The sequence below is a fragment of the Waddliaceae bacterium genome (assembly GCA_018694295.1).
Classification (GTDB): Bacteria; Chlamydiota; Chlamydiia; order Chlamydiales; family JABHNK01; genus JABHNK01.
In genome coordinates, this window is sequence record JABHNK010000052.1 from 1 (window position 1) to 25613 (window position 25613).

Below are 25613 nucleotides of genomic sequence, written 5' to 3' on the forward strand. Positions count from 1 at the left end.
AACACAATGGTCAAAACCTGAAACCTTCGTGATAACCTTAAGAAAAGAAAGATATTCCTTGCCAGGTTGAAGATGTCCTTGTATAGCTACATCTGTTAGAGCAGCATCTACAGCAGCAAGGACGAGGTCTTCGTCGCTATGCCCCCAGCCATAGACGCCGATGTTTCCGATGAAGTCGTATTTTACGCTGCCATCGTCAAGCTCGACAAGAGCGCCGTTTCCGATACCACTGGCGATATATGGGAACAAGGGTTTCTGGCCGCGCTTCTGAGATATTACGGCAAGGGAGTCTTCATAATCTTGGCGACACGAAGGATCGCCGTCAGCGATATCAATAATGCCCTGACGATGCTCTTTGAGGGCTTCGGCGATGAGCTTCTTGGCCTCAGAAATTCTAGGGTCTGAAAGAAACTTTTTTGCGTGTGACATGATGGTATAACCTCTTTCTTTGTCCATGAGTATATATAAAACAGATTTTAAAAGCAAAAAATGAAAGATCATGTTGACGTAATATCATGATAACAGGCTATTATGAGGTATACTTTTGACGAAGAGGAACAATGAACCCAAAGAATAGACATAAAGTCAAGCCCATCGCACCAAAAAACACTAAGAAAGCGTGTTCTTTGGTGATAACATGCCAAGAGCCTAACGACGACGGGAATATGCATGTTGAGATGACATGCGAAGGTGACACCACGCTAGCAGCATACCTCCTCGAAGAAGCACAATATTACCTGAAAATCTAGTTCAATGATCAATGATCAATGATCAATGCTCAATGATAACTGTTGACACTCAATACTCGTTCAGTATACTTCTTTAGTAGTCTTTGAAAAATAATTTATAGAGAGTGTTATGGCCGTTATCACAAAAAATCTTAAAGAGCGAGCACAGTTTTGGACTATGCTCGGACCAATTATCATAGCTTTTACCATCTTCGTCAATGCAGTGACGCCGTCTTCGACGAGTTTCTATCTGCCTTTTTCTGCGATGATAGGGATAGGGGCATGCTGGCGATGGCGGTGGAGCGGAGCCCTGGGAACGGCAGCGTTTATGTTTATGATGTTCTTAATAACATATAGCGGTATCCACGTAGAAGAGCGACTGTGGCAGCTGGGGATGGCTTCGGCGACGCTTATGGCTTTCGCAATAACGGTCCTTTCCTTCGAAGAGTCTGATGCTACAACATATGCTATAGAGACGGAGTCGAAGAGCCGCCTCGACAGCCTACTAAGCCTCGACGAGAAACTAAAAGATACACAAGAGCAATGGTGCAGCGACCGTGAAGAGTCCGAAGAAACAAAAGGACGTCTAGAGGATGATATCACTACAAGACAAGAGCAAAAACAGACCCTTAACAAGACGATAGAAGCCCTAAACGCCGAAGTAAAAGACCTAACCAAAAACAACGTTGCTTTTCATTCCGAGGCATTAAAGAACCTAAGGAAATATGCTCAAGAGCATGAAAATCTTCTCGATGCAAAGAAAGATATCGCAGAACTACAACGTATGTGTGACGACACAAAAGGCAGCAAGGCAGAAGACAGCAGTGTTATAGAAGAAACCCTCCGCAATAAAGATCAGGAAATAGAAGACCTCAAGAAAAAAATCGACGAAAAAGAAAACGACGTTGTCGGCGGCGAAGATTTCAAAGAAGTGTATAGTGAATTCCATTCCATACAGAATAAGATGCAAAATAAGATGCCTTCAGGGCCTAAGAAGCCAGGCGGTGACGACGCTGCTCCTGCCGATGCAAGAAAGATGCAAGGCATGTATAAACAGCTGCGTGAGCAGTTCGAAGAAAAGACAAAAGTCCTCGATAAGACAAGAATAGACCTCTTCGACGTCGAAGGTAGGCTAGAAGCCCTTACAAAAGAAAAAGCCCTCAGAGATACTGAGCCTACGGAATATGAATGCGAGCTCGAAGAAGAGCTTAAAAAAGTCCAAGAAGAGGCTATGCAATGGCGTGAAGAAGCTCAAGAGCTAGGAACTCTCGTAACGACACTCTCAGAAGACCTCGCCAATAAAGAATAATACCAATTACCGGTGAAAAAGCCATAAATTGGGCTCAAGATTTTTGCGTAGAAGGAAGCGCGGAGATCGCCGCAAACATTGGTGTGTTAGCAAGATCGAGCGCAAATTTCTATGCAAAAAGATGAGGATGAGTTTATGATTTTTTTATCGGGGATTGGTATAAGATGGAACATATAACGATAGGATATACACATCGGAACCTTCCCATCGAAGTATACCAGTGGGAAGGAGAAAAACCTCACGTCCTCGTCATCGGCGGCGTCCATGGCGACGAAAGCGAAGGCGTCGTTGCAGCATATGGACTGATAGGGGAGTGTATTCCTAGAGTAACAGTAATCCCTACCTTGAATCTCGATGGTGTCATCGCCGGAGAGCGTAAGAACGCCGCTGGCGTCGATCTCAACAGAAACATGCCGACAAAAGATTGGACAGCAGAAATCACAGAAGAACGCTATTGCCCAGGAACACACCCCAACAGCGAGCCCGAAACACAGGCATTAATAAATTATATCTCTGAAGCAAAGCCAACATTGATAATAAGTATACATTCCTGGAAAAATCCCTGTATCAACGTTAATGGAAGCTGTCAAGAAGAAGCACAAGCAGCAAAAAACCTCGTCGGCTATGATATACGCGATAGCATAGGATACCCGACGCCGGGATGCCTAGGAACATATTACGGACTAGAGCGTGATATCCCAACGATAACATACGAGATAGAACGAGGGCTCGACCATAAAACGGTCCTTGAAACACACCTTCCAGCGCTGAAAGCGATGATAACAACAAAAAATAATAAAGAATTATGTACGAAGATATAAAAAATATTATAGAGCCTGCCTACGACGCTGAAACACTGACAACAGAGATGAAAAAAGCCGTCGAAGATACCATAGAATTCCTCGACAAAGGCAAGCTTCGCGTGTGTTCGTGCGACGATACAGGAAAATGGACGACACATCAGTGGATAAAGAAGGCAATACTTCTATATTTCAAGGTTAGGGATATCACAGTAATTAATGCCGGAGATATAACATTCGCCGATAAAATACCATTGAAACAATGGACGGGAGACGAAGGCGTCCGTGTCGTTCCTCACGCTATAGCACGGTATGGGTCGTTCCTCGCCAAAAACACTGTTATGATGCCGGGATATGTAAATATCGGTGCATACGTCGACGAAGGTACCATGGTAGACACCTGGGCGACAGTAGGCTCTTGTGCGCAGATAGGGAAACGCGTACACCTCTCCGGCGGCGTAGGAATCGGTGGCGTCCTGGAGCCACTGCAGAACACTCCCGTCATCATCGAAGATGACGCCTTCATCGGAAGTAGATGTATCGTCGTCGAAGGAGCGCATATTGGTAAAGGCGCCGTCCTAGGCGCGGGAACAATAATAACAGCAAGCACAAAGATCGTCGACGTCACTGGCAACGAGATGGTGATATCTCGGGGTTCCGTTCCAGCAAATAGCGTCGTCATCCCAGGGACACTGCCGAAGAAATTCCCCGCAGGAGAAGTAGGCGTTCCATGCGCGTTAATTATAGGATCCCGCAACGAAAATACCGACAAAAAAATATCGCTAAACGACGCCCTCAGAGAATATACCGTAGCTATATAATGTTATCTGCATAAAGTATTGATTATTAATAGCTACAGATAGTATAATAATTGTCTTTATTATCCAAAAATAATTATACTATGCAACCGCCGTCATCATTAACGTTATCATATAGGCCTTTAGCTGCTACGCTAGAAGGTCGCACGGATGTCTGTGTACAACATGCGGAAGAGTTAGGACGGCAAGCATTGCTAAGTGATAGCGACACCGCGTCGCTAACCTCGGAAGTGTCACGACGAGCCCTTTCTCCGACAGCCAACGCTTCCGGCCGCACCACCCCGACAAAACGACCCGGAGCTTCGCCTCTCCTTATTTTATGCGATCCACAATTCTTCAGGCCCACAACCTCTACTGTAGCTGTAGATAGCGCACCGTTGGAAGTCGAAGAACTTGAACAAACAGGGGAGCTGCCATCACAATGCCACAAAGAAAAGCTTTCTAAGGCACAAAAATCGCGACGCGAAAGTTTTCGTCAAAGGCCTCTCAAAACGACGATAAATAAAAACATAAAAGAAGAAAAATTGGAAAATCTGGGTATCTCAAAGAAAAATATTAAGAAGATTTCTTTTGAAAAAAATCCCAAGATAGAAGATTTTTTGTATGCTTTCAACGCCAAGCTTCAAAGCCATTACGGCGAAAAATACGACAAAGTTGTAAAAGGAAAGCGCATCTGTGGCTCCGGAGCTTCTTCGATAGTCGTCCCTGGAGTGGTCTCGGTGAAGAAGCTCTCCGATGCCGACGTCGCATATTATCTAGACATCTCTGATGAACTTGTGGACAGCAAGGGTTTTAAGCTATTTCTTGAGGACAAGATCCTCGAAACATACTACGACTTTATTAAAAAAGAGACACTTCCTGAAAAATTTAGAGAAACAGAAGAAGCAAAAAAGCTGCTAAAAGCGGCATATCTTAGCAATCGTAAACCTATGTGTGACATCGAAAACGACTGGATGCTTATCGGCATCGGAGATCTGGAGATACGCTTAACAATACGCATCGCTCAAGAGTATGATCGCACAGAAGGAGCCTTTCAGGTGGACCTCGACGGCGATTATTGCTACTATCTCGACGAAGACCCCGAAGAGGGAAAAAGACATTATAGTAAGGGAATCTTTTTATGCCATACGCCCAAGAGCGTAGGCCTTCCTAGAGCATTATACAGCATAAGCAAAGCGGGAAGGAGATGTGAGACAGCTGTTTTAAAGCCGTTTTGTAAACACTGTCTCGAAGAGGAAAGTAGCGAGAAACCTTACAGTCGTTTTGTTCGTTTGATGAGAGAACATTTTGATAAAGATTCTGATAATGAAAATTATTTACTCGCTATTATCCAAGCCTTGAAGTCGTTGCGCGAGATAAATCACAGCGACGAAGACATCATATTCCGACAAACTATATCGTATATATACAATAGATTTTTTCCAGGAGCAAAAAGCGCCTTCGGCAAAGAAAGACAGTGCCTCTATCCCTTGCTACAAAAGCTCATAGAAAAAAAATGGCATCACGCTTCTGTGAAATTATTGGAAGTTATGCAGGATAGCCTGGCTTTCGAAAAAGAAGGTGATAAGGAAGATAATTCGATTTCGTATAAAAAAAAGAAAGGTTTGTATGAAGATATCGTTAATGGCCTTATCGACACAGGAAGTCCACAGTCGATATGCCAGGCATTAACTATCATGGAAACAGCCTCTATAATTCCAGTAGCCGCAAATAGAAAATTTGTTATTGCATCAGCTTGCAAGGCCTGTGATTTAATATACGAGGATCCATCTAAATTCGAGAATATAGAAACAATAGTTGATATCGTCGAAAGGCTTCATAAAAGTCATTTTTTCTTCGAATCTACAAAGACAAAGGAATCTTTCTATACTGATATTGTTAATGCTCTACTAGTGCAGAAGCAGAAGCCGTGCTCTGTTGATAACATAACAAACGCATATAGCATCTTCGCGAGTAAACTTCAAGGCGCTGATGAAACGACTAAAGCACCTATTATATGTAAGATGATATCAAGATATGTTTCTCGGGGAATGATAGAAAATGCCGAGGTCTTGCTTGATTCCTTACAAAGTATGAATTGTTTTTACAATGAGGATAAATTAGTAGAAAGCGGAAAAGCGTGGTATCTGGTATGTGCAGCACTGCTTGGCAGCGATGATCCCGTTAAAAAAGCGCGTGGATACGCAATGTTTGATGAAGTAGATGAGATAACAGCACTTGAAAAATCGGAAGAACGCTCTAAGGCAGAAGCTTTAGTCATTAGCTATGACCTTGAAAAAGCTGGTAAAGGTCTTGATTCATGTATAAAGGCAATAGACGACACCGATCGCAAGGACAAGCATGAGAAGGTGGATACAGCATTAAAAATCATTAACGATATCGATAATAAAACTATCGAAACCATCAGAAGAGATACAATTATTTTTGCCGTCCATAAAGCTTGTGGGTTCTTCGCTAAATATCCAGAAGACTTCGAAAATGCCGAAAACACAATATCCATCATCGAACAACTTGATAAAAAACATAAGGTTCTTGATGGCCTGACCGCATCGGCAAGACCTAAGAAGAAAAAAAGTAAAAGAAGAACGGTGGCAGAACCTGTTGTTGTCACAAGAGAAGGGTTTTATACAGGAATCATTGAAAAGCTTGTGCAAAAACAGGATGTTACACACCTCGGGAATGCATATAACATCTTCATGAGAAACCAGAAGATCTTCGACGAAAAAACGAAAGTCGACCTTATATGTAAGATTATATTGGGAGGCGCTTCTTTAAAGATGACAGACAACGCCGAGGCCTTGCTTTCCACGTTACGAAGCATGAAAAACTTCTCAGAACAAGATCAAGCAAAGAATAAAAGGAAAGCGTGGTATTCGACATGTACAGCGCTACTTACTGGTGATGATGACGAAGCAAAAGTCCGTGGATGCGCTCTGTTCGATGAAGAAAAGCTGCCGACGTTCCTAAGAAGCCCTCCGGAAGAACGCGCCCGCGTAGGAGTTTTTGCCGCTCGCTATGAAGTTGAAAAAGCATGCAATGTTTCAGAGGTCTTTGAGGCTATAGAGAGAAGACGCTGTTCGAAAGATGAGACGACATTATCATTGGTTATCGAGAAGCTTTCTTCTATGGGGCTACCAAATACTATGAAAGAACTCGATAAGATAAATGGTTTTGTGATTTCGCATATTAGCGCGATGGAGAGGATGGGTAGCGCTCTCGTAGAAAAATATATCAATATCGCCAAAGAAGAAAGCGACGACAATGTTCGTTTTGATGCTTCTATTAAAGCATGTGAACTTGTAAAAACAAGAGAAAAACAGACTTTCAACGACGACCTTAAGACAATAACATCTCTTGGGCGAGCACTGAATACTATCAATCCACCAAAAAAACGACGTACACTTCATAGGAAAAGGGTCGAAGATATCGTTGAGAGCTCTCTAGAGGAATGGCGTTATACAGAAGCCAACGAAACTGTACGGCAGGCGTGGCGAGAATACGTCTCTACGATGATAAGACAATGGGTTAAAAAAGCTGATGGAAGTATGTTTGAAAAGGCATATGATACCTTTGAAAGAAGCAGAGACAGGTTTTCCGAAGAAGAAAGAACAGCGCTGGCGATAGAGTTATATGACATGGCGATTACTTTGGAGGCTAGGGAAGGAAGAGGCAATTTCTTAGAAATTGCTAATAATGTTTTCAGGGAAGAGCCAAAAACAGAAGACAGCAAGGAAAAATGGAAAGAAGGAATTTTTGCTTCTGCAGAAAAGAGAAAAGGGAATTTCAAAGAGCTATGTACGTTGATGCAAAGCATGATAAAAAGCCCTGAAGGTAATACATTTTTTGATATCATAGTAGATGACGATGAGGCTATTGTGGGCGTTCTGGCTATGTTTTTTATTGTAAGTGGTTTGATGAAAACAGGCGATGATATGAAACGAGTACTTCCTCTTATAGAAGACGCTATACGCCATAAAACATGTAGTGGTAGAAGGCTAGAAGTAGTAGTGGGCATGGAGAAAAGCTTGTTGTCATGCCCTTTCAAAGCTCTTAACGACGCTTTTGGTGAAAACCGTCTGCCAGTAGAAAAAGTGGTGGAGATGCTTAAGGTTATACAGAAAAGCGAGCTATGGAAGACGTCAAAGCAATCAGAGGAAGAAGATATTTTGCTTTATAGGCTAATCACAAGCTTTTCTGAAGACACAAAACATTGGCAAGAAATGATCGATATCATGGGCAAGGACAAAGAATATTACGATCGACAAAAGGAGAGCACAGTCAAGCCACGAAGATTATCTTATATGCTTAGTATATATTTCCATGAAATTGAGAAAAACATGCTTAGAAGTATGAAGACATGGGAAGACTATAAAAAGTATCAAAAAATCCATGATATTATTAAAAGATATAGTGTGGAGCTAGTTTATACACCGGAACAAATGGAAAGACTTAGTATAATGAGAAACCCCGTTGTTTTGCTTGAAATTCATAAAATGAAGATCGATAGCATTTTGAAGGTTTTTAATAATGATATGGAGCCGGAAAGTCCTAGAGAGCGCAAGCCAGAGAATATTATGAGTTGTGTGAAAGTAGTTTTCGAAGAATGGCTCTTGTTCGAACACCGTACAGAGATAGAAGAAGTACGTGAATGCCATCATGGTGAAAAGGGAGAACTTTTAGCAGCGAAAAAGAAGGCAAAGCTTTTAGCAGCGGAAAAGGAGGACGGGACAGTCAGAGAATCAGAAGAATATAAAGAGCTATTAGGATCAGCTCCAGGATTAGAGGAATATCGTAAGTTATGTGCAAAATATGAGCGAGAGGACATCTGCAACAGAATCCTAGAGGCCCTGATGAAATATTTTTTTACAGAACCTTCACAAGTAGCTTCTATAGGAGGTGGACGAGAAGAGCTGGATAAACGTATCACTGAGTTTCATATTAAGAGCGAAGAAAAGAATGAAAAGGGACACTCATTAATAACACTCTTAAATATGTTGTATGCCTTGCCGCATATAGAGTTATGCGTGAGTATGATTGATCCTGAAAGTGGAATACAGCTCAGTTCGCATTCTTCTCCTATAAAGATGTTTTTGGATATGACATGGAGAATACCAATTAAGATTGACCCGACAATAATAAAAGGTACCTGGTTCGAAAAATATTATGATTCTCTTCCTAAAAAGACGACCCCAGCTAAAGATGTGGCACCAATGATTGTAACAGGAAGTATGAGTGTTGAACAAGCACAGTCATGTATGTATATACCATTCGGAAGTTCGACAGGAGACGAATGATGAGAACTTATTATCGAGGTAAATACTTGTTATGCCTTCTCGTCTTGTGAATCCACAACATGTCGATCATCAGCCGACACAGATTGCGCATGGCGTCGTTATGACGAACAGAGCTGCATAAACTATTGATTTTAAACGAGGACTTGCATATAATCTTTGCGATGTCAACAAAAATAAAGGATAAATTAAAAGATGAAACCACGACCACCAGAAAGAAATTCCCTACAACCGCTTTGGGCTGAACAACCTTATTATCCTGATTATGAAAAAGTCGAAGCTGCTGCATTAGATGAAAGAGAATGTGATACTACAGATACAGTAGAAATAACTAGAAAAGAGTTAAATAAGACAAGAGAATTAGTAGAAGCAATACTGAAGGGAACGGGTGTCAGAAAAACGCCGCTACCATCACCATATTTATCCGATATTGAAAGCAGAGTTTTTAGCATTTTGGGATCTTTTAATCTCCAAGAAAAACATACAATACCGACTCTTATTGTTGAAAAGCCGCCTGCTCCAAAACAAGAAATTGAAGAAAGACCTTCAGAGCCGCTTGATCCAGTACAAGCCATTGAAGCAAGCCTTAAAGATCCTAAAAAGAGTTCGTCTGATGTTTTTAGAAGCGTGGCGTCGCAATACATAGAACACAAAGATGCCGGATATTTCCTTCTTGAACTTTTAAAAAGCGAAGAATTTACAAAAGATACATATAGTGAGGCAGAAAAAAAAGCTCGCAGAGAATCTTGCGTAACCATTGTGATGAGGCTCATACAATCCGGCGACGATGATGCAGCGATGGAGATGCTGAAAGAAGCAGAAAACGCTCTTGGTAAAGGTGAAGTACGCTCTATGTATGGAGCTGTTTCTCAAAAATGTCAGAAAGAAGAGCAACTTATTCCTTCCCTTGAAAGGCTCGCTCTTCAAGCAAATGCAAAGAGAGTGTTTAGCAAAAGTAAACAGCGCGCAACTTTTTTTAAAGGAGCTATAAATTCTTTCTGCGGGCGCCATACAGAAGTCGCTATAAATTGTGCGATGAATATCGAAGGTGAAATTAGGTACACATATGGTTTTAAGGAGGAAAGTGTAGGATATTTATGTAGTATCGTAAAGTCGTGGACCGAGTGCTCTACCGACGACGCAATTGATAAAGCATGCGATATGCTGTGTAAGTATAAAGATACTGATAAATTCCGTGCAGAAAAGAAACATAAATGTGAAATAGCAAAAGCTTATTATTCTGTTGTAGAAGCATTAGTAAAAAAAGGAGATGTTATCCGCGCAGAAGAGTTCTTCAAAGAATCTGAAGAACGCGGTCTTACTTGTCTTGCATGGAAAGAAGCAAAAAAATGCTTCGACACAATCACGGGGAAGAAACTATCAGAAAGCAGCGACGCAATGTCGGTACTGTCCATTGTAAAAGACGTCATTGCAGCACATGAGATAGCCAAAGGAAACCGTTCAACGATAAGCTCCGAAATAATAACAGCAGCCATAACAAAAGTCGCAGACCTCATCGAATATAAGCCGTCGACAGATGACCTCGACATCATCGAGACTTTGATGCGCATAGGATGTCGAGACGTTACGGCAGCAGAAAAAAGAAAAGCCGTATGGAAAAAACTTGTCGCATGGAATATAGAAGATAAACGCCATGTAAAAGCATATAAAATCTTCCAAGAATGCGAAATAAGAAAAGACCTATTTCCTGAAGAGCGGTTCTCGTTCATAGCGCATCTCTTGCCTTTGATTAAAAAAGATGAAGCGAACAGGCTAACCGAATCTTTCAAAGAACACATTCGCAACCGCACAGTCGATACGCTTTTCGCCGGAGTCAGAAGCGTTCAAGATATGGCAAAAGCCATGGATGAGCTTTCTTCAGCAGGAAGGACAACACAAAGGCCTGCGTTTGTCATTGACGTCGCAAAGATGTTCTCGGCCATGGAAAGAAAAAAAAGCCCATTGTTTAGCAATAATCTCGTCCCTGAAGAAGCACGAAAATTTTATCTGAAGACGATAGGACTTTTGTGCCAGATGAAAAACAAAAAGCTTAAAGACGACGCTCGTGAAGTGGCTGGCAATGTTCTTATTCTTAGCATTAAAAATGGTGTTTTTTCTTCTTCCAGCGAAGAAGAGAAACAGAGCCTCGTGCAGTTTTTTAAACAAACAGTAAATTATAATGCAGCAAAGGCTACGGTTAAAAATATAAGACAAGCAAGACTGTTGCTTAAAAGTGCAGTTGAAGACACCGCAGAGCTTTTCTCTGATGACGACAAAACAGCTATGGCAGAAAAGATAGTAGAAGGATATGCCGACCTTATGATACAGCCTGGCACGTATTTCAATTGTGCTATCCAAGAGTGCATGAAAAGCGTTGTGGGCATTATTGATGGTAAAGAAATAGCGAAAAAGATCCTTAAGAAGACAGTAGAACGATTTAGCCAGACGACAAAAGAAATTCGTGATGAGTTGGAAGTAATGAAGGCGGCAAAAAAGTCTACAGAAAAAAGTGCTACAAAAGAGTATGAGGAAGCCAAAAGCAGATGTGATGATGCGATAGAAAAACAAAATCCGGCGATTAGAGAGATAATAACGTTTTTTAACAAAATGCAAAACTCTATCTGTTGGAAAACACACTCCGCCTATGGTTGCATGAATAGAGAGCTCGTTATGGGTATGATAGAGCAGCTCAGTATAAGTAAAGCACGGATTGGCGTCGAAGATATAAGGCATATCACGGAAATAGTAGAAAGTGACGCTTCGGGGTTTAAGGAGAGCGGAGAAGTTAGAGACGATGATGAAGACAACGCTTTTTATGATATGCTTATTAAAACATATATCGTTACAATAAAGACAGAAGCATCAAAATATGAATGTTATGAATATTCTACTAGGATGTTTGCCGCTTTTGAAAAAAGTGATAGTTTTTTACATAGAATGGAAGGAGAAAAGAAGACGGTCTTGCTTATGGCGAAGTTTGGGGCTTTATACGAAGCAGTAGGACAAAAGTATAATGCAATGACTGCTTTTGTAGAAAAGAATGAGTTTCTTGTCGAAAATTTGGCGAAAATGTTTGATCTGTGGTTGGAGCTGGAAAGAGTCTGTGATAAAGAAAAATATAAAGGGAAAGAACGAGAAATAATAACACAGCGTCTGCTTTTTTTAGGGGTTCAGCTTTTTGGTAAGACTGATTCGGAACAGGAAGAAGAACAGGGACTTTGTCTAAAAAAGCTTTTTTATTCTAGCCTAAGTGATGGAATTAAAAAATTAGGAGTAACAGATCTAATAAATAGGGCTAGTAATGAAGAGATACCAGCAGAGCTTATGTTGCGTACCGCTCATATTCTGGAAGCACCATTCTTAGGAGATATTGGGGAAACAAAATTAGACGGGGAAGCATTCCTAAAGAAATACGGATACCTAAAATTCTATCTAAGCCTGGGTAAAAGCTCAGAGAGTTAATATCTCATAGCCATCATCAGTGACGAGGATAGTATGCTCCCACTGCCCACTAGCCATGCCGTCACAAGTTTTCACCGTCCAATGGTCTTCGGTGTCGACGATGCCTTCGGCCTTGCCGGCGTTGATCATAGGCTCTATGGTGAACGTCATCCCAGAAACTAATGGTATATCGTTGTCATTACTACAATGCTGAATCTCTGGAGCTTCGTGGAACCCTACACCAACACCATGCCCGACAAACTGGTATACCACGGAACATCCCTGCGACGTCGCATATTCTTCGATGACGGCACCAATATCAGAGATAAGAGCTCCTGGCTTGATAATGTCGATAGAACGCATAAGACATTCGTATGAAACATCGACGACACGCTGACGCTCTTCCGTAGTTTTACCGCCGACAACAACCATCCTGCTGCAGTCGCCATAATATCCTTCTAGGATACATGTTACGTCGATATTGACGATGTCGCCGTCGTTTAAAACAGTGCCATCGGGGATGCCATGGCATATCACCTCATTGATAGACGTGCATATGCTTTTGGGGTACGGCGGAGAACTATAATTTAGCGGTGCAGGGATAGCACCAGCGTCGAGGTGAAGCTTGTGGGCATAGTCGTTGAGCTCGAGAGTAGTGACACCAGCGACAGCACGAGAACACGTCTTGTCGAGGATCTCGGCAGCAAGGCGACAAGAAGCGCGAATGCCTTCGATCTGCTCGGCATCTTTTATGATGATACCATAACGTTTGTGGTACTCGTCGACGACAGAAGTATTCTCTTCAGGATAATGGCATTTCTTCCATTTATCCCCACTGCCACACCAACAAAAATCATTACGTCCTATCATTTGAATACTTCCCGCTCTAAGCTATTATATTTACTAGTATAGCGTATCAATGAACAATTATCAATTATCAATTATCAATTAAAACTAACTTTTGTCTCCGAACCCCGAACTCCGAACTAATGTGGCGTAGACACATTGAACGTTAACGCTGACTCCACGGAGGCGTGATAATCGGGTTTGAAGTAAAATTCTTTTTACTATAAGATGACTAGATATATAGGAAGGCACTATGATGAAAAGACTTACCGAAGAGCAGATAGACTCGCTGTGGGAACGTTATTCGCGGAACCATGTGGTGAAATACCGCGATGAGATAATTACTCACTACCTTCCTCTTGTGAAATATGTCGTAGGACGTATCATTCCTGGACTACCGAGCTTCGTCCGTAGAGAAGACCTATACTCTACAGGAGTTATGGGCCTTATGAAAGCTGTCGACAGATTCGATACCTTAAGAAAGACGTCATTCTCAACATACGCCGTCTTCTTAATAAAAGGCGCTATCATCGACGAGCTTCGTGCCCTCGACTGGATACCACGTAGTGTACATAGCAAAAGCCGCACCGTCGAAGACGCAAAAAGAGAATTACAGCACCGCCTTGGCAGGGAAGCAACAAAACAAGAGCTTGCCGAACATCTTGGCATAGATATAGAAGCGCTTGAGAAGCTCCTCGTGACGATAACGCCTCCGACGATGACGTCGCTCGACGAGAAAAACGATGGCGATGATGAAAGAGTGCCTCTCGCGGAACGCATCCCCGATGCCAATGCGAAGCTAAGCTCTGAACTCGTTGGCAGCAAAGAAGTCGGGGACTACCTCTTCGAAGCGATAAAAGACCTGCCAGAACAAGAGCGTCTGGTCTTGTCGATGTACTACTACGAAGGTCTTATCTTCAAAGATATTGGAAGAGCGCTAAACGTTAGCGAATCGCGCATCTCACAGGTACACACCAAGGCGGTAGGACGTCTGCGTAAGCGCATGAAAAACATATTAAATGAGTGTTCACCATGATAATATCACTACCACAGGCAGCATCTTTGATACAGAACGGCGAAGTCGTCGCCGTGCCAACCGATACCGTCTATGGTCTCGCCGCCGATAGCAGCGACGACATCGCCGTAGCGGAAATCTTCAAAATAAAAGGCAGGCCGGAGAAAAACCCTCTAGTAACGCTCCTAGCCGATGTCGAGCAGATATACCAATTCGTCAACGATATACCACCACACTTCGAAGAACTAGCACATACCTTCTGGCCAGGACCGCTTACGCTAGTAATCCCCATCGACGTCGAAACAGTATCAACAACGATACGTGCAGGGCTAGAAACAGCAGGCTTCAGAGTCCCAGAATCTACAACAACACGCCTCCTCATACAAAAATGTGGCCCCCTCGTTGCACCTTCAGCAAACCTCTCAGGACAACTCCCAGCAACAACACCAGAGGAATTAGAAGACATCTTCGGCAAAAAGTTCCCCACCTTACCCGCCGATGTCCATATGAGCGGAACACCCTCGACAATCTTATGCTATCACGACAACCACTGGATAATAACTCGCCAAGGAGCAATAACATCACAAGACATCAACAATATTATTGAGTAATGTCAAGGTCTCCGCGACCTTGACAATCCGCGACAAGGGGAAAAATCCCCTTGTATCCCCGCGACAAAGCAAAAAGCAAAGGCAGAAACTGCCTTCGCTTTTTGCTTTATCTTTGCTGTCAGCACCATCGTTATAACCCGTGATTATTACCAAATCCATGGTTAACCATCTACAGCTGAAGGCAACCTTTTATACGTTTTTCCTCGGCCATGTCTTAAGACATGCCCTTGTCAAAATGTATAAAATTTCACCTCCATCTGTAGCGTTTAACCACAGATTTGGCAACAATCACGGGTTCGATGGCACTGAGATAAAGGAATTGGTGACAAGCGGTTTTTAAACTCTATGGCCTCGATGAATTTCGCATGTTTTTAGCTGCTTCATATTCTTCTGTTTGGCGAATCGACTCATCTTTGGTATTATAGGATATTCCGACTCCAAACTTTACTCTGCTTATTGTTGAATTTTTATTTTCTTTACTTAGGCTGCCCCCACCTTCAGCAAACTGCAATACTTTAATTCCAGCTTTACCGTTTTTTGAATCCGTTTCTTCAGATGATACGGCAATATCAAACTCAACTGTTCGTTGTTCTTTATTCATTGAAAAATAAACATCTCTTTTCATTTCTGCTCGTGCTTCTTCAACAGCTTTATCGAGACTTACTAATACATCTTTAACAAATTCTTGCAGATTCATAGTTTTATACCTTTTTCTAGATTAGGATTATGCTTTTTTTGATTAAACTTTTATCGTGCGCAAAAAGAATTATGCTAACCGGACTCTTAAATGTTTTCCTAAAGCAATAGCAGCTCCACTTAATGATTTTAGTGTAGACGGCAGGCTTGGGTCTAAAAGACGTTCTATTGAAGACCTGCTGGTATGCATCCGTTCAGCAAGATCGGATTTTTTTAGCTTTTGCTTTCGCAGTTCTTTTTCTAGCTGAAAAACATAAACTCTTTTTGCTGCGACAGCTTCAGTTTCATCAAGGACTCCCTCTTCTTCGAGAAAATCATCGAAACCAGAACCAATGTGTTTGTTTGTTTTAGTAGCCATAAAATCTTACGCCTCCTTAATCTCTTTTGCTCTTTGCAAAGCTAATTTTATCTCCTTCTGCGGAGTTTTTTGTGTTTTTTTGATAAATCCGTGTAAAAGGATCATCTGGTCTTCAACCAAGGTAAAGATCACTCGTGCGATACCATCCTGGAATGAGCTTCTTACTTCCCATAACTTTTTTTCTAGGCTCTTAACAACAGGCATGCCTAAAGGCCATCCAAATTCAACCGTCTTTATGTCTTCACCAATAATCTTTCTCTGTTCGGCAGAAAGCGATTTCAACCATTTCTTCACAGGTTCTGCGCCACTCATTGAACTATAAAATCTAACTGATATGATCTTTTTGGGATGGTCGGTATCACGGCTTTTCACGAATCAACCTTGTATTATTTTCTTTTTCTAAACCCATTGTACCAAAAATGGTACATTTCTTCAAGAGGAATTTCCTTTTTTCATGTTTTTTAATAAAATTCCTGGTGAAGTGTTGTTTTTATCTCAGCACCATCATTATAACCCGTGATTATTACCAAAGCCATGGTTAGCCATCTACAGCTGAAGGCAACCTTTTATACGTTTTTCCTCGGCCATGTCTCAAGACATGCCCTTGTCAAAATGTATAAAATTTCACCTCCATCTGTAGCGCTCAACCATAGATTTAGCAACAATCACGGGTTTGATGGCACTGACGGCAGTAAAGTCCGTAGGGCTTTGTCGCCTTGGTGGGGATACAAGGGGTTTTTGACCCCTTGTCGCGGGTTTTAAGGGGCGCGGAGCCACTTAACGGGCTTCGAGGGTGGTATTTTTCCATAGTTTTTTCATGAAATGTTGTTGTTGTGTGGAGAGGTTTTTGATGACGAGGAAGCATTCGTCGTTGTCTTTGAAAGCGGCTTTTGTCCAGTTGAGAGAGCCGTTTACCAGTGTTGTGTTATCGACGAGGAGGAATTTGTGGTGTAGCAGGCTGGGGCCTTGGTTTGTGAGGACGTCGAGATCGGCATCGCGGAGTGTTGCGACGATCTTTTTCCCGGCGCCGCGGCTAGAAGAGTAGTCGACGATAATCTCGACATCGACGCCGCGATCTTTTGCTGCGATGACAGCTTCGGCAAGGACGGGATGCGTCCAGGTGAACATCGCGATCTTTATCGTCGTCGTCGCAGAGTTGATGAGATCTATTATGGTGGTGAAGGCCTCTTCGCGATCTTCTGGAAGGGAGAAATACTCGACATCTTGGCTGCCGATAATATGATGACGTAAAGTATAAGGTATGCGGACGGGAGGCATGGTAAAGGCTACTGTCCGCGAGATTATAGTATCGGCAAGAGAGGGGCTGTTGACGCCGACGACGATGTTGTCGTGCATACGTAGCGATTCCGTCGTCATATTCGCTGACCCTATGAATACCATAGCCTCGTCGATGACGACGATCTTTTGGTGCATAAGTCCAGGCATAACGCGCGATATTGTTATAATGTCAGGCCCTAAAATCTTGGCGGCAGCAGCGGCGTTCCTTTTGTCGGTAACGACGGTGACGGGGATGCCTTCGGCAGCACGAGCCCTAAGGCAGGCGGCAAGAGAGTCGTCGGTGAAAGAAAAAACTATTATTAGGATAGACTCTTTTGCGGAAGCAAAAGCACCGCTGTATGTTATCGTGATGTCATCGCCAGTGTGAAGAGAATATAAACGTGGAGGGGAGCCTTCTTCAGGAAGCGATGGCGACAAGAGCAAGGAAAATGCCAAGAAAAACAGCGCCGTAGAGAGGACGATGGCAATGGACAATGAAAGGATTTTTTTTAGAGAATGCATAAAAAAACGTCACCATATAAAAATATGATGACGTTATAAACTATATTAATCTAACTTCCAATTAGATTTTTTGGCCTTTGGCACGCATCTTACGGACTACGGAAGAAATCCCGAGCTTGTTGATGGTACGTATCGCTGCAGCAGACACCATTATCCTGACATAACGCTTCTCTTCAGGGAGCCAGAAACGCTTCTTCATAGTGTTTGGCTTGAAAGTACGCTTGGTCTTACCAGTAATGTTTAGACCAATACCTTTCTTCTTCTTGGCAATACCACGCCTAGCATACGTATTTCCAGCAACGGCTTTTTTTCCAGTAACTTTACACTTTTTCGACATAACAACAATTCCTTTATACTATATGTAATCAAAGCACAAGATAATACCACAACATCCCATACTATGCAAACAATTTTATCAGTCGGTTTCGCTAGCACGGGGACCAGGCGGCGGAGTCGACGCAGGGCTCGACGGCGGAGTAACGAGATCTCCACTATTGAAAATGTCGTCGACGATATTCCAAAAAAGATTTTCATGGAGAGCGCTTTGGAAGAATTCAAGGGCTTTATCGACGCGTTCAGTATGCTTCTTTTCCATCCGGTGGTGTATCCTTCTAAAGCCTAAAGCATTGAGTGCTGGATTTAATACGAGCTTATAGATATTGTCAATGCCTATCGTTGCTAAGGTGATAGGCTTGATTGCTAAAAAGTTCACAGCTCGCAAAACAAAGCGCATCAACTCCGATATCACGAGGCCTGTAGGTATCTTGGTGAAAGGTCTGGGGATATTCCACTCTTCAGCTTTTGTACAGAAGGCTTCGGTCATAGCGATTACTGTCTTCGAGAAGGACTTCCATATTGCTGACATCGAAAGTCTTAGCGGTGTGAAGGTTTTCTGCGAGATGGCTTCTCGTGCCGCATTGGCAGCTTTGAGCTTATCGGTGGCGATATTAGTTTCTACTTCATCTTGAGTCAGCTCTTCAGAATTTGCTGTCGTCTTGGCTTCGTCGTGTTTTATCGCCCCCTCAAGCCAGACGTTGGTGGGGTCTATTATTATGTTATCAACAAGACTGTCGAGGTTCTCTTGCAACATTTTCCAGATATTCTGCGCCATGATATTGCCGATAGTTCTTTCAAGAGAACGACATTTTGGAAGCTTGTCTTCTCCAACAATCTTAACGAAGAGCTTACCGAATGTTATCGCTACCTTGCCGAAAGCTTCGGCGTTGACGACATCTTTTATTTCATTTTTGTCTTTTGAAGAGATTTCGCCTGCTGTAGCTTTGCTATAAGCACGGACAATGCCACGGACTTTTTTTAAAAGCTTCTTTTTTTCTTTGGGGACTTTGGTCACATCCGGATTGGATAAGTAGCATGATATATATATATTTACAAGACTTTCGCCGTAGCGTTCGTAGTGGACCTTTATCTCTTTTTGTTTATCAACGCCAGCGCTTCCTCGAAGATGAGCTTCGATTTTCTCGACGATGCCATTTACTTCAACATCAGTCAGACCTTTATGATTTATTACTACTCTCTCTTTGACGTGTTGTTCTGTATCTTCTTTGAAAATCTGTTCGAGGGTGTTTGCTACAATTTGATTCATCGTATGTTCTTCCGTCAAAGTGCTCATCATCTCAACAAGCATCGTTGGCAAAAGGTTTGTCTCGAGCTGCTCTCCTACGGGCTCTTGGAGGTCTTCGGCGATGTAGGGGATCTTTCTAACAAGAACAGCGTTTCCATCTTCATCTAGAACGGCATTTCCATCTTCGTCTGTTTTAATGCTGCGAGGGAAGGCGACGTCCAGCAATTTCGATGCCCATTTTTTTGTATGATCGAGCTTGCATTTTTGACGGTCGGTGACACTTAAAATGCTTTCACCATAAAGCTTTTCAAGGAACATCTGTTGTCCATCAACAACATCTTTTCGTTTCATGGTGTATGCGTCGAAGTGGTTTTGTAAAGAAATCCCTAATTTATTTACGACTTTTAGCAGGAAAAATGGTTCGGCTTTTATGAGATCTTTCAGGTGTGTTAAGATCTTAGGCATGGCGTCGAGCATGACACGTTCTAACCTGTCGGCAGCGATGCCTCCGAGCTCCTCTGTTGCTTTGGGGCCTAAGGCCTCCAAAATTTTGTCGGCACCCATCTTGCGAGCATTAACCACAATTTGTCTTGCAAGGAATTCTTTGATGCGCTCGGCGGCTTTTTTTTGACCGTCTGTTAAATCTGGGCCTATGTCTTTTGTGTCAGGAAAGTCTTTAGGGCGTTTTATGACATTGTGGGCAAGGTCGACAAGCTGAGGGAAAAGCTCTTCCTTAAATTTTTTGTATATAAGCTCTTGCATGGCGGAAGGTACAGGCATACTCTTGCTGCCCTCAGGAAAACATGCTTTGAGAAGGCGGCCTTGTACTAGTTTTTTTCTTGCCGGGGTTACATATTTTGCGGCGAGGGGCTTTTCTAGAGATAAGAGATCGCTGAAGATAGCAGGCAAATCTTCGATGTTGTTATTTAGGTTTCTCATCGCCAACATCATGATATGCTGCATCCTTCCAAAAAATAGACCGCGAAGAGCTTTTTCAGGGACTTCCTTAAGATACTGTTCTCGTAGCTCACCGAGAATCCCTTTGACAAGAGACTTAGAGTCTTTTTCGGCTTCTTTACGCAAAAAGTCAGGAAGCTCTTCTTTTACGGCTTCTAATGACAATGCTTCTACCAAGAGCTTTTGCTCATGTTTGTCATAGCAGTCTTCTATAGAGCGTGCCGTAGCTTCACAGATGTTGACGGCAGTGTCTCCTATAGAGGTCTTCAGGCTTTCTTTGGTCTCTACGGTCTCGGGAATGATGAAGTATTCGTGGATGTGTTTCTGCAAGAAAGACGTCATCTCGTCTTTTAGATAAGAATATAACGGTTCGCGAGCAGCCTTTGGAAGATGACTGAGGCTTTCTGCTTTTTTAGGGAGACATACATTTATCAGATCATTGATACTACTAGCAATACCTTCATCACGTTTAGTTTTGTCTTCTTCTTTGGCGAGCTCTACCATGGCGTTTATATGGTCAATGATATAATTGGGATGGTCTATAAAATGAGTACGGAGATTGGTGATGACGACATGGATGCAAAGCCCGACATACTTGGCGACTTTGTCTGCTATGCGGCTAGCAAATGGCTTTGTCTTCTGCGCTATACGTACTTCGTCGCTTTTCAATTCCTCGACTAAAGCTTCGGCGTCAGCGATAATAGGTTTTCCGGTGATAATGTCGACGATATCTTTAGGGACGATGCTAGAAAGCAGCTCTTTGGCCTTTTCCTGTGCGCCTCCAAAATAGTCCGGTTGTTTTATTGTATCTAAAGCTTTCGCTATCTGTTTTTCGACCGCTTCCTTTACAGCAGCCTCGGTTTTGTTGGCAACAGCAGGGGCTATCCTGCCGAGAGCAAGATTGTCGACGCCGACGTCTCCTTCGGCGATTAAATCTTTAATCTTTGGCAAGGAAGTCTTGAAAAGAGGACGTAAAAGGTAACGCTCTACACAATAATAAACAGGATCATTAACGCTTTTCCCAAGAGAAACTTTTCCCATCTTCAGGGGAGGTAGATTGTTGTGGCGTTCGCCTTTAAAAATAAATGACATAAGCTCTTTAGAAAGACCTTCACAATCATGGTCGCGTAAGCGTATATCTCTCTGTTGATCATGATCAAAAAATTCTTCTATATGTTTTTCGTCTAGAAGCATCTCATCGGCCAAAGCATCTGTAATTTCTTTATTTTTAACATGCGTATCTTCAGCATAGACGTCACGAAGCTTCTGAAGAAAACCAACGGGGTTTTCATCAGTGCCCAAAATAAAAGCCCTGCCTTCAGGACAGGTAAGACGGTGCATTCCAATAAGAACAACGTGTTTGACGTAGTTGCTTAATTCAGCTTCCGAAGTAAAAAAACTAGCAGCTTTGTTTTTTCGCGCAACAGGAACAATGATGTTGGTAATAAAAGATGCAAGCTTACCACCGATTTTACCGACACGACTCTCCAGAGATCCGATGGTCGCTATAGCGTCGTCCGATGGCGTTTTAGTATCGAAAACACGCGCAGCAAGAGCATCGATGACGGATCTAATACCAGAAGGCCTAGAAGGCTCAACTTCGACGCCTTCTTGAGGACTAACTAAGCTCGGAAAACCACCGTGTGCTATTTTAGTGCTGGGTTCCATAAATATCTCATTGTTATAGTGTTATTACGATAGATGTTTAGCTAAAAACATTAAACTATCATTACTGCCAGGTTGGAAATTGTAGCATAAAAACAGGAAAAAAGCTATTTAAATTTGCTTGATTTTAGCTAAAAACTGTAAAAAAAAGGTGAACAAAAGACGAAAGCTCGCCAGCTACTATCAGCTCTTCGTCCCTATATGCCACTGATAACTGATAATTGATAACTGGTCACTGTTAAAGCGGTAGCCAATTATCTCGTACGTTTAAGCGTTTATTGACGTGTTTATTTTTTTCTGAATTGATGATTTTATCGTTGAATTCTTGTTCGAAATTTTCGATATTTTCGGAATATGTTGATATTTGTTTTTGTATTTGTTTTATCATTTTCCAGTCTTCACGAGATAGCTTGTTATGATCTGAGATATATTTTTTTAGCTCTTCTTTGTTGAGGTTGAGCTTTTCAAAAAGAACACGTTTAGATCTGTTATTTAGCATTGAGAGTTTTTTCTTTATGGCGTCGAAGGCTTTTTCCTTTACCTCTTCTTTTGTCGCTTGCACACGTTCTTTTTTTGTGGTGGCTTCTTTTCGTCGCGTTTCATTTTTTTTCTTGGACTTTAGTTCTTTCTGCGCTTCGTCAGCTTGGACAAGAAGTTCGTCGCGTTTGTATTTTTTCAGGGTCCTAGAGATGCTTTTCTCCATCTCACCGTAATTCGTTTTGGCCATAAGGTAATACCTCTACATGTTTCTTTCACCTTATCATAGTAACAGAAAAACCACAAAGTCAATAAAATTATTGATTGCATGACGTTTATAGTGGTATAACTATATTATGATTATATCATAATAACTGACTTTACGCGCTACTCTCACTTTATTGGCGTGCTGCAAGGGGCAATCTGCTGCGTATTCCTCCTCGACCAGCTCTTCAGAGCTTGGCTCGTCGGAGATACTTGCATCTTACCCATTTCGCTACACCACTAAAGCAAAATTAGCGCGTAACATCAGTAATAATTAGGGGATTGCTGCGATGAGTTTCGATATATTTAACCAACGCTTAGATCGAGGTGCAAGGCTGCGTGTTGCAAAAGACGCTTTTGTCATAACAACAAAGCCTCTAAAATGGTGGCATAGGATAGTACGTTTTTTTCGAAAACAAGATCCAGTGTTGTTGGCTGTACGCAACAAAGTCGAGGAGGCTCTTGAAAACAGACCGCTGAGTACCCCGGATCTTGAATATAATGTGACGATTCTTAATAACAGAATAAAAAACCATAACGATAACAACAAAAACTCAAAATGGCTTTCTTGGGGCAGACGCAAAGATATTGCCAGGATTACAACAGCCAACCTAGGAAAGCCTGCTGAGCAGCCATCGCCTTCGGTGCCCCCCACAACGCCACCTCCTTCTAAGCCACCTCCTAAAGCTAGTGTGCTCCATAAACCCGCTCCTAAATCGACTCCTAAGCCTGCTCCTAAGGCCCCTAAGTCGAAAAAAACGACAAGGTCTTCTAGAAGTAGTAAGCTTGTTGAGTTAGCACCCGGACACAAAGGCATCAAAAATCTTGGCATTACATGTTATTTAAACTCTTTTTTGCAGCGCCTTGCGCGTAATCGTGATTATGATGAACTTTTAAATAATCCGTTAAAGAAGAGAGAAACGACATATTACGATTTTTATGGAAACAAGATCGAAGAGGAAGAGACTGAAAAAGCTTATCAAGCTCGGGAAAATGTACGGAAAAAGTTTTTACACATAGTAAACATTTTACGCTCTCCCGATGGTAAGCGGCAGGTCTTAGAACAAGATATAAAAGATTTGGCTAAAGATGTCGAAGCAACCGGACATTGGCAGGGCGGTAGAGGACTTATTGAACAGCAACATGACCAAGAAGAGTTAAGCAAGGTTATTTTAGGAGAGATTTTAGGTGATGACAAAACAGCTGCTATTGGATTGTCAAGGCAAGAAGAATATCTCTCAAAAGGCGGCCAGAATATTAAATTAGAAGTGCCGAAGGTAGAGGTAACCAAAGAGCGAGAAATTGAGCTAGAAAGTTCAGGAAAGTTTTTAGGGGCTATTAGAACGACGCTTTTAACACTTGATAGATATGATGTCAGGTTTCTTGTAGGACAAGATGGAGAGCCCATTATTGGCGTTGGCATAAGCGATATGGATGCGGTTTTGGCGGAACAATTGATAGGGCGTACAGATTATAACGAAAGGTTAGAGGACCACCGAAAAAATCCGCTAAGGGAAGCAAGACAGTCCGATGGGCGTCTTGATCTGAAGCCGCTTCATGAAAAAATATTTAAAGAAAAGGGATTAATAGACTCACAGGGCAACAGAGTAGAAGGAAAATTCCGCGAAGAAGAGAAGCAAAGGATTCAATTGGAAATTGAAGGTTCAATAGGTGGTCTGTATAGAAAGATAGCAGAGCGAATAGCATCGGATAAAGGCATTGATTACCCCCGATCTTTTAAGGAATATGATGCTGAAAAGCTCAAGCAAGAACCTGATCATAAAAAAGACAGGAAGAAACCTTGCGCGCAACAGCTTTTTCAGAAGCTTGGGCTTAATGAGGATATATTATTTCAAGAGGCGCGGTTTAAAGATATTGTAGACAGAATAAATTTTTTGAAAAATCTTGATATGAACAATGTCAGTGTAATAGGTGCCGATAAACATGTTAGTAAGCATTTAGTCGACCACCCCATTTTTCCTGATAAGCTTGTCATAAACTATAATCCTGTATTTGGACAGATTAGAGATATACCACCAAAATTTAAGATAAAAGATCTTTTTCCGGATTATAAAGGCGGAAATTCTGAAGACGAATATGAACTTGTCGACTTTGTACATTATAGTGGAAGTGGGTCTGGCGGTCATTATACTTATTACCATAAAGATGACGACGGTCAATGGCGAGTATATAATGATAGCAGCTCAAGCACGGTCACTGAACGAGCAGTGTTGAAAAAAGCCGCGAGCAATGGCCGTTCTTTTATGTTCAAGAAGGTTTCGGCGACAGCAGAATAGCTAGTAGTTATCCACCTTTTTCACACGGATCTTTTGGCCTGTGAAGGTGTTGACAAGGACGTATGGCGTCTTGACACTTTCGGTCTTATATACCTTGATATTGTCGCCGACGATCCATTCTTTTGCGATATATTTGTCGGCAGGAAGGACGTCCCACGTCGTGCCATCTTCGAGAGTTATCTTCATGCCATTGGCAGTGACGGCGTCGATCCAATGTGTTTTTCCTAGGGAGTCATTCCCATCAATGGGAAGAGGCTTTGATACAAGCTTGGCTCTGGCGACTTCGCCATGGGGCACGAGAACAAAAAGATAGGGGTACCGTTTGTCGTCGCCGGTGATGATCTTGATTTTCTCGCCGGACTTCCAGATCGCAGCACGATAGCTGTCATCGTGGTGGATTTCCCATAGAGATCCGTCGTTGAGCTCGATAGAACGGTTCTTTTTGCTAGAAGACCGTATAGTAAGGCGTGCTGTTCCTTGATCGCGAAGTTTCTCGTCGAAGGAAGCCTCTATCCAGTGGACGAGCATCTTCTTCTCGTTGTCGTTGAGCTTGTCGATGCCCATCTGTCGTTGTTCTTGTGATGACATCCATTCTTCAAGGTCTGGGGAATCGCCAGGATACGAAAGGACTAGTGGCAGTGCCAGCAAAAATGTTGCA

19 protein-coding genes are annotated in these 25613 nt (G+C 42.3%); 9 read left to right on the top strand and 10 right to left on the bottom strand.

What is annotated here, in order from left to right; all coding sequences use genetic code 11:
* On the bottom strand, nt 1-429 hold a 429-nt coding region (locus HN980_05145), incomplete at its 3' end, for a hypothetical protein (GenBank protein ID MBT6928860.1).
* Nucleotides 430-560: 131 nt separating this feature from the next.
* On the opposite strand from HN980_05145, the gene HN980_05150 reads away from it, so the two are divergent.
* The 6 genes from HN980_05150 (at nt 561) to HN980_05175 (ending at nt 12408) form a co-directional block, all read left to right on the top strand.
* Nucleotides 561-749 (top strand): hypothetical protein, encoded by a 189-nt coding sequence (locus HN980_05150; protein MBT6928861.1) that lies wholly within the window; start codon nt 561-563, stop codon nt 747-749.
* Between the two features lie 109 nt (nt 750-858).
* On the top strand, nt 859-2037 hold the full coding sequence (locus HN980_05155) for a hypothetical protein (protein ID MBT6928862.1): 1179 nt from the start codon (nt 859-861) through the stop codon (nt 2035-2037).
* A 164-nt stretch (nt 2038-2201) separates the two neighbouring features.
* Nucleotides 2202-2858 carry a DUF2817 domain-containing protein gene (locus HN980_05160; GenBank protein MBT6928863.1) on the top strand — a complete coding sequence of 219 codons (657 nt, stop codon included), beginning with the start codon at nt 2202-2204 and terminating at the stop codon, nt 2856-2858.
* The gene (locus tag HN980_05165) at nt 2843-3658 is read left to right on the top strand and encodes a 2,3,4,5-tetrahydropyridine-2,6-dicarboxylate N-succinyltransferase (GenBank protein MBT6928864.1); all 816 of its coding nucleotides are present in this window, start codon (nt 2843-2845) and stop codon (nt 3656-3658) included. Before HN980_05160 ends, HN980_05165 begins: the two co-directional genes overlap by 16 nt.
* A gap of 80 nt (nt 3659-3738) precedes the next feature.
* Nucleotides 3739-8949, top strand: coding sequence for a hypothetical protein (locus tag HN980_05170; protein ID MBT6928865.1), 5211 nt, complete (start codon nt 3739-3741; stop codon nt 8947-8949).
* A 192-nt stretch (nt 8950-9141) separates the two neighbouring features.
* Nucleotides 9142-12408 carry a hypothetical protein gene (locus HN980_05175; protein ID MBT6928866.1) on the top strand — a complete coding sequence of 1089 codons (3267 nt, stop codon included), beginning with the start codon at nt 9142-9144 and terminating at the stop codon, nt 12406-12408.
* Here HN980_05175 and HN980_05180 read toward each other — a convergent pair.
* The gene (locus HN980_05180; protein MBT6928867.1) at nt 12397-13257 is read right to left on the bottom strand and encodes a methionyl aminopeptidase; all 861 of its coding nucleotides are present in this window, start codon (nt 13255-13257) and stop codon (nt 12397-12399) included. The genes HN980_05175 and HN980_05180 overlap by 12 nt on opposite strands.
* A 229-nt stretch (nt 13258-13486) precedes the next feature.
* Here HN980_05180 and HN980_05185 point away from each other — a divergent pair, with 229 nt between their 5' ends.
* Together HN980_05185 and HN980_05190 are read left to right on the top strand one after the other, a co-directional pair.
* On the top strand, nt 13487-14269 hold the full coding sequence (locus tag HN980_05185) for a FliA/WhiG family RNA polymerase sigma factor (protein MBT6928868.1): 783 nt from the start codon (nt 13487-13489) through the stop codon (nt 14267-14269).
* Nucleotides 14266-14859: a threonylcarbamoyl-AMP synthase gene (locus HN980_05190; GenBank protein ID MBT6928869.1), complete on the top strand. Its 594-nt coding sequence runs from the start codon at nt 14266-14268 to the stop codon at nt 14857-14859. Before HN980_05185 ends, HN980_05190 begins: the two co-directional genes overlap by 4 nt.
* A gap of 343 nt (nt 14860-15202) precedes the next feature.
* On the opposite strand, the gene HN980_05195 is transcribed toward HN980_05190, so the two are convergent.
* The 7 genes from HN980_05195 to HN980_05225 form a co-directional block, all read right to left on the bottom strand.
* Entirely contained in the window at nt 15203-15556 is a 354-nt protein-coding gene (locus HN980_05195; protein ID MBT6928870.1) for a hypothetical protein, read from the bottom strand.
* 69 nt (nt 15557-15625) lie between these two features.
* Nucleotides 15626-15913 carry an XRE family transcriptional regulator gene (locus tag HN980_05200; GenBank protein ID MBT6928871.1) on the bottom strand — a complete coding sequence of 96 codons (288 nt, stop codon included), beginning with the start codon at nt 15911-15913 and terminating at the stop codon, nt 15626-15628.
* A 6-nt stretch (nt 15914-15919) separates the two neighbouring features.
* Complete coding sequence (locus HN980_05205; protein MBT6928872.1) at nt 15920-16225, bottom strand: type II toxin-antitoxin system RelE/ParE family toxin; 306 nt, start codon at nt 16223-16225, stop codon at nt 15920-15922.
* Between the two features lie 465 nt (nt 16226-16690).
* Nucleotides 16691-17713, bottom strand: a complete 1023-nt coding sequence (locus HN980_05210) for a hypothetical protein (protein MBT6928873.1) — start codon at nt 17711-17713, stop codon at nt 16691-16693.
* 61 nt (nt 17714-17774) lie between these two features.
* Entirely contained in the window at nt 17775-18050 is a 276-nt protein-coding gene (rpmB, locus tag HN980_05215) for a 50S ribosomal protein L28 (protein MBT6928874.1), read from the bottom strand.
* A 78-nt stretch (nt 18051-18128) separates the two neighbouring features.
* Nucleotides 18129-21920 carry a hypothetical protein gene (locus tag HN980_05220; protein ID MBT6928875.1) on the bottom strand — a complete coding sequence of 1264 codons (3792 nt, stop codon included), beginning with the start codon at nt 21918-21920 and terminating at the stop codon, nt 18129-18131.
* Between the two features lie 235 nt (nt 21921-22155).
* Nucleotides 22156-22644, bottom strand: coding sequence for a hypothetical protein (locus tag HN980_05225; protein MBT6928876.1), 489 nt, complete (start codon nt 22642-22644; stop codon nt 22156-22158).
* A 304-nt stretch (nt 22645-22948) separates the two neighbouring features.
* Here HN980_05225 and HN980_05230 point away from each other — a divergent pair, with 304 nt between their 5' ends.
* Nucleotides 22949-24955, top strand: a complete 2007-nt coding sequence (locus HN980_05230; GenBank protein MBT6928877.1) for a hypothetical protein — start codon at nt 22949-22951, stop codon at nt 24953-24955.
* Here HN980_05230 and HN980_05235 read toward each other — a convergent pair.
* On the bottom strand, nt 24956-25613 hold a 658-nt coding region (locus HN980_05235; GenBank protein ID MBT6928878.1), incomplete at its 5' end, for a hypothetical protein.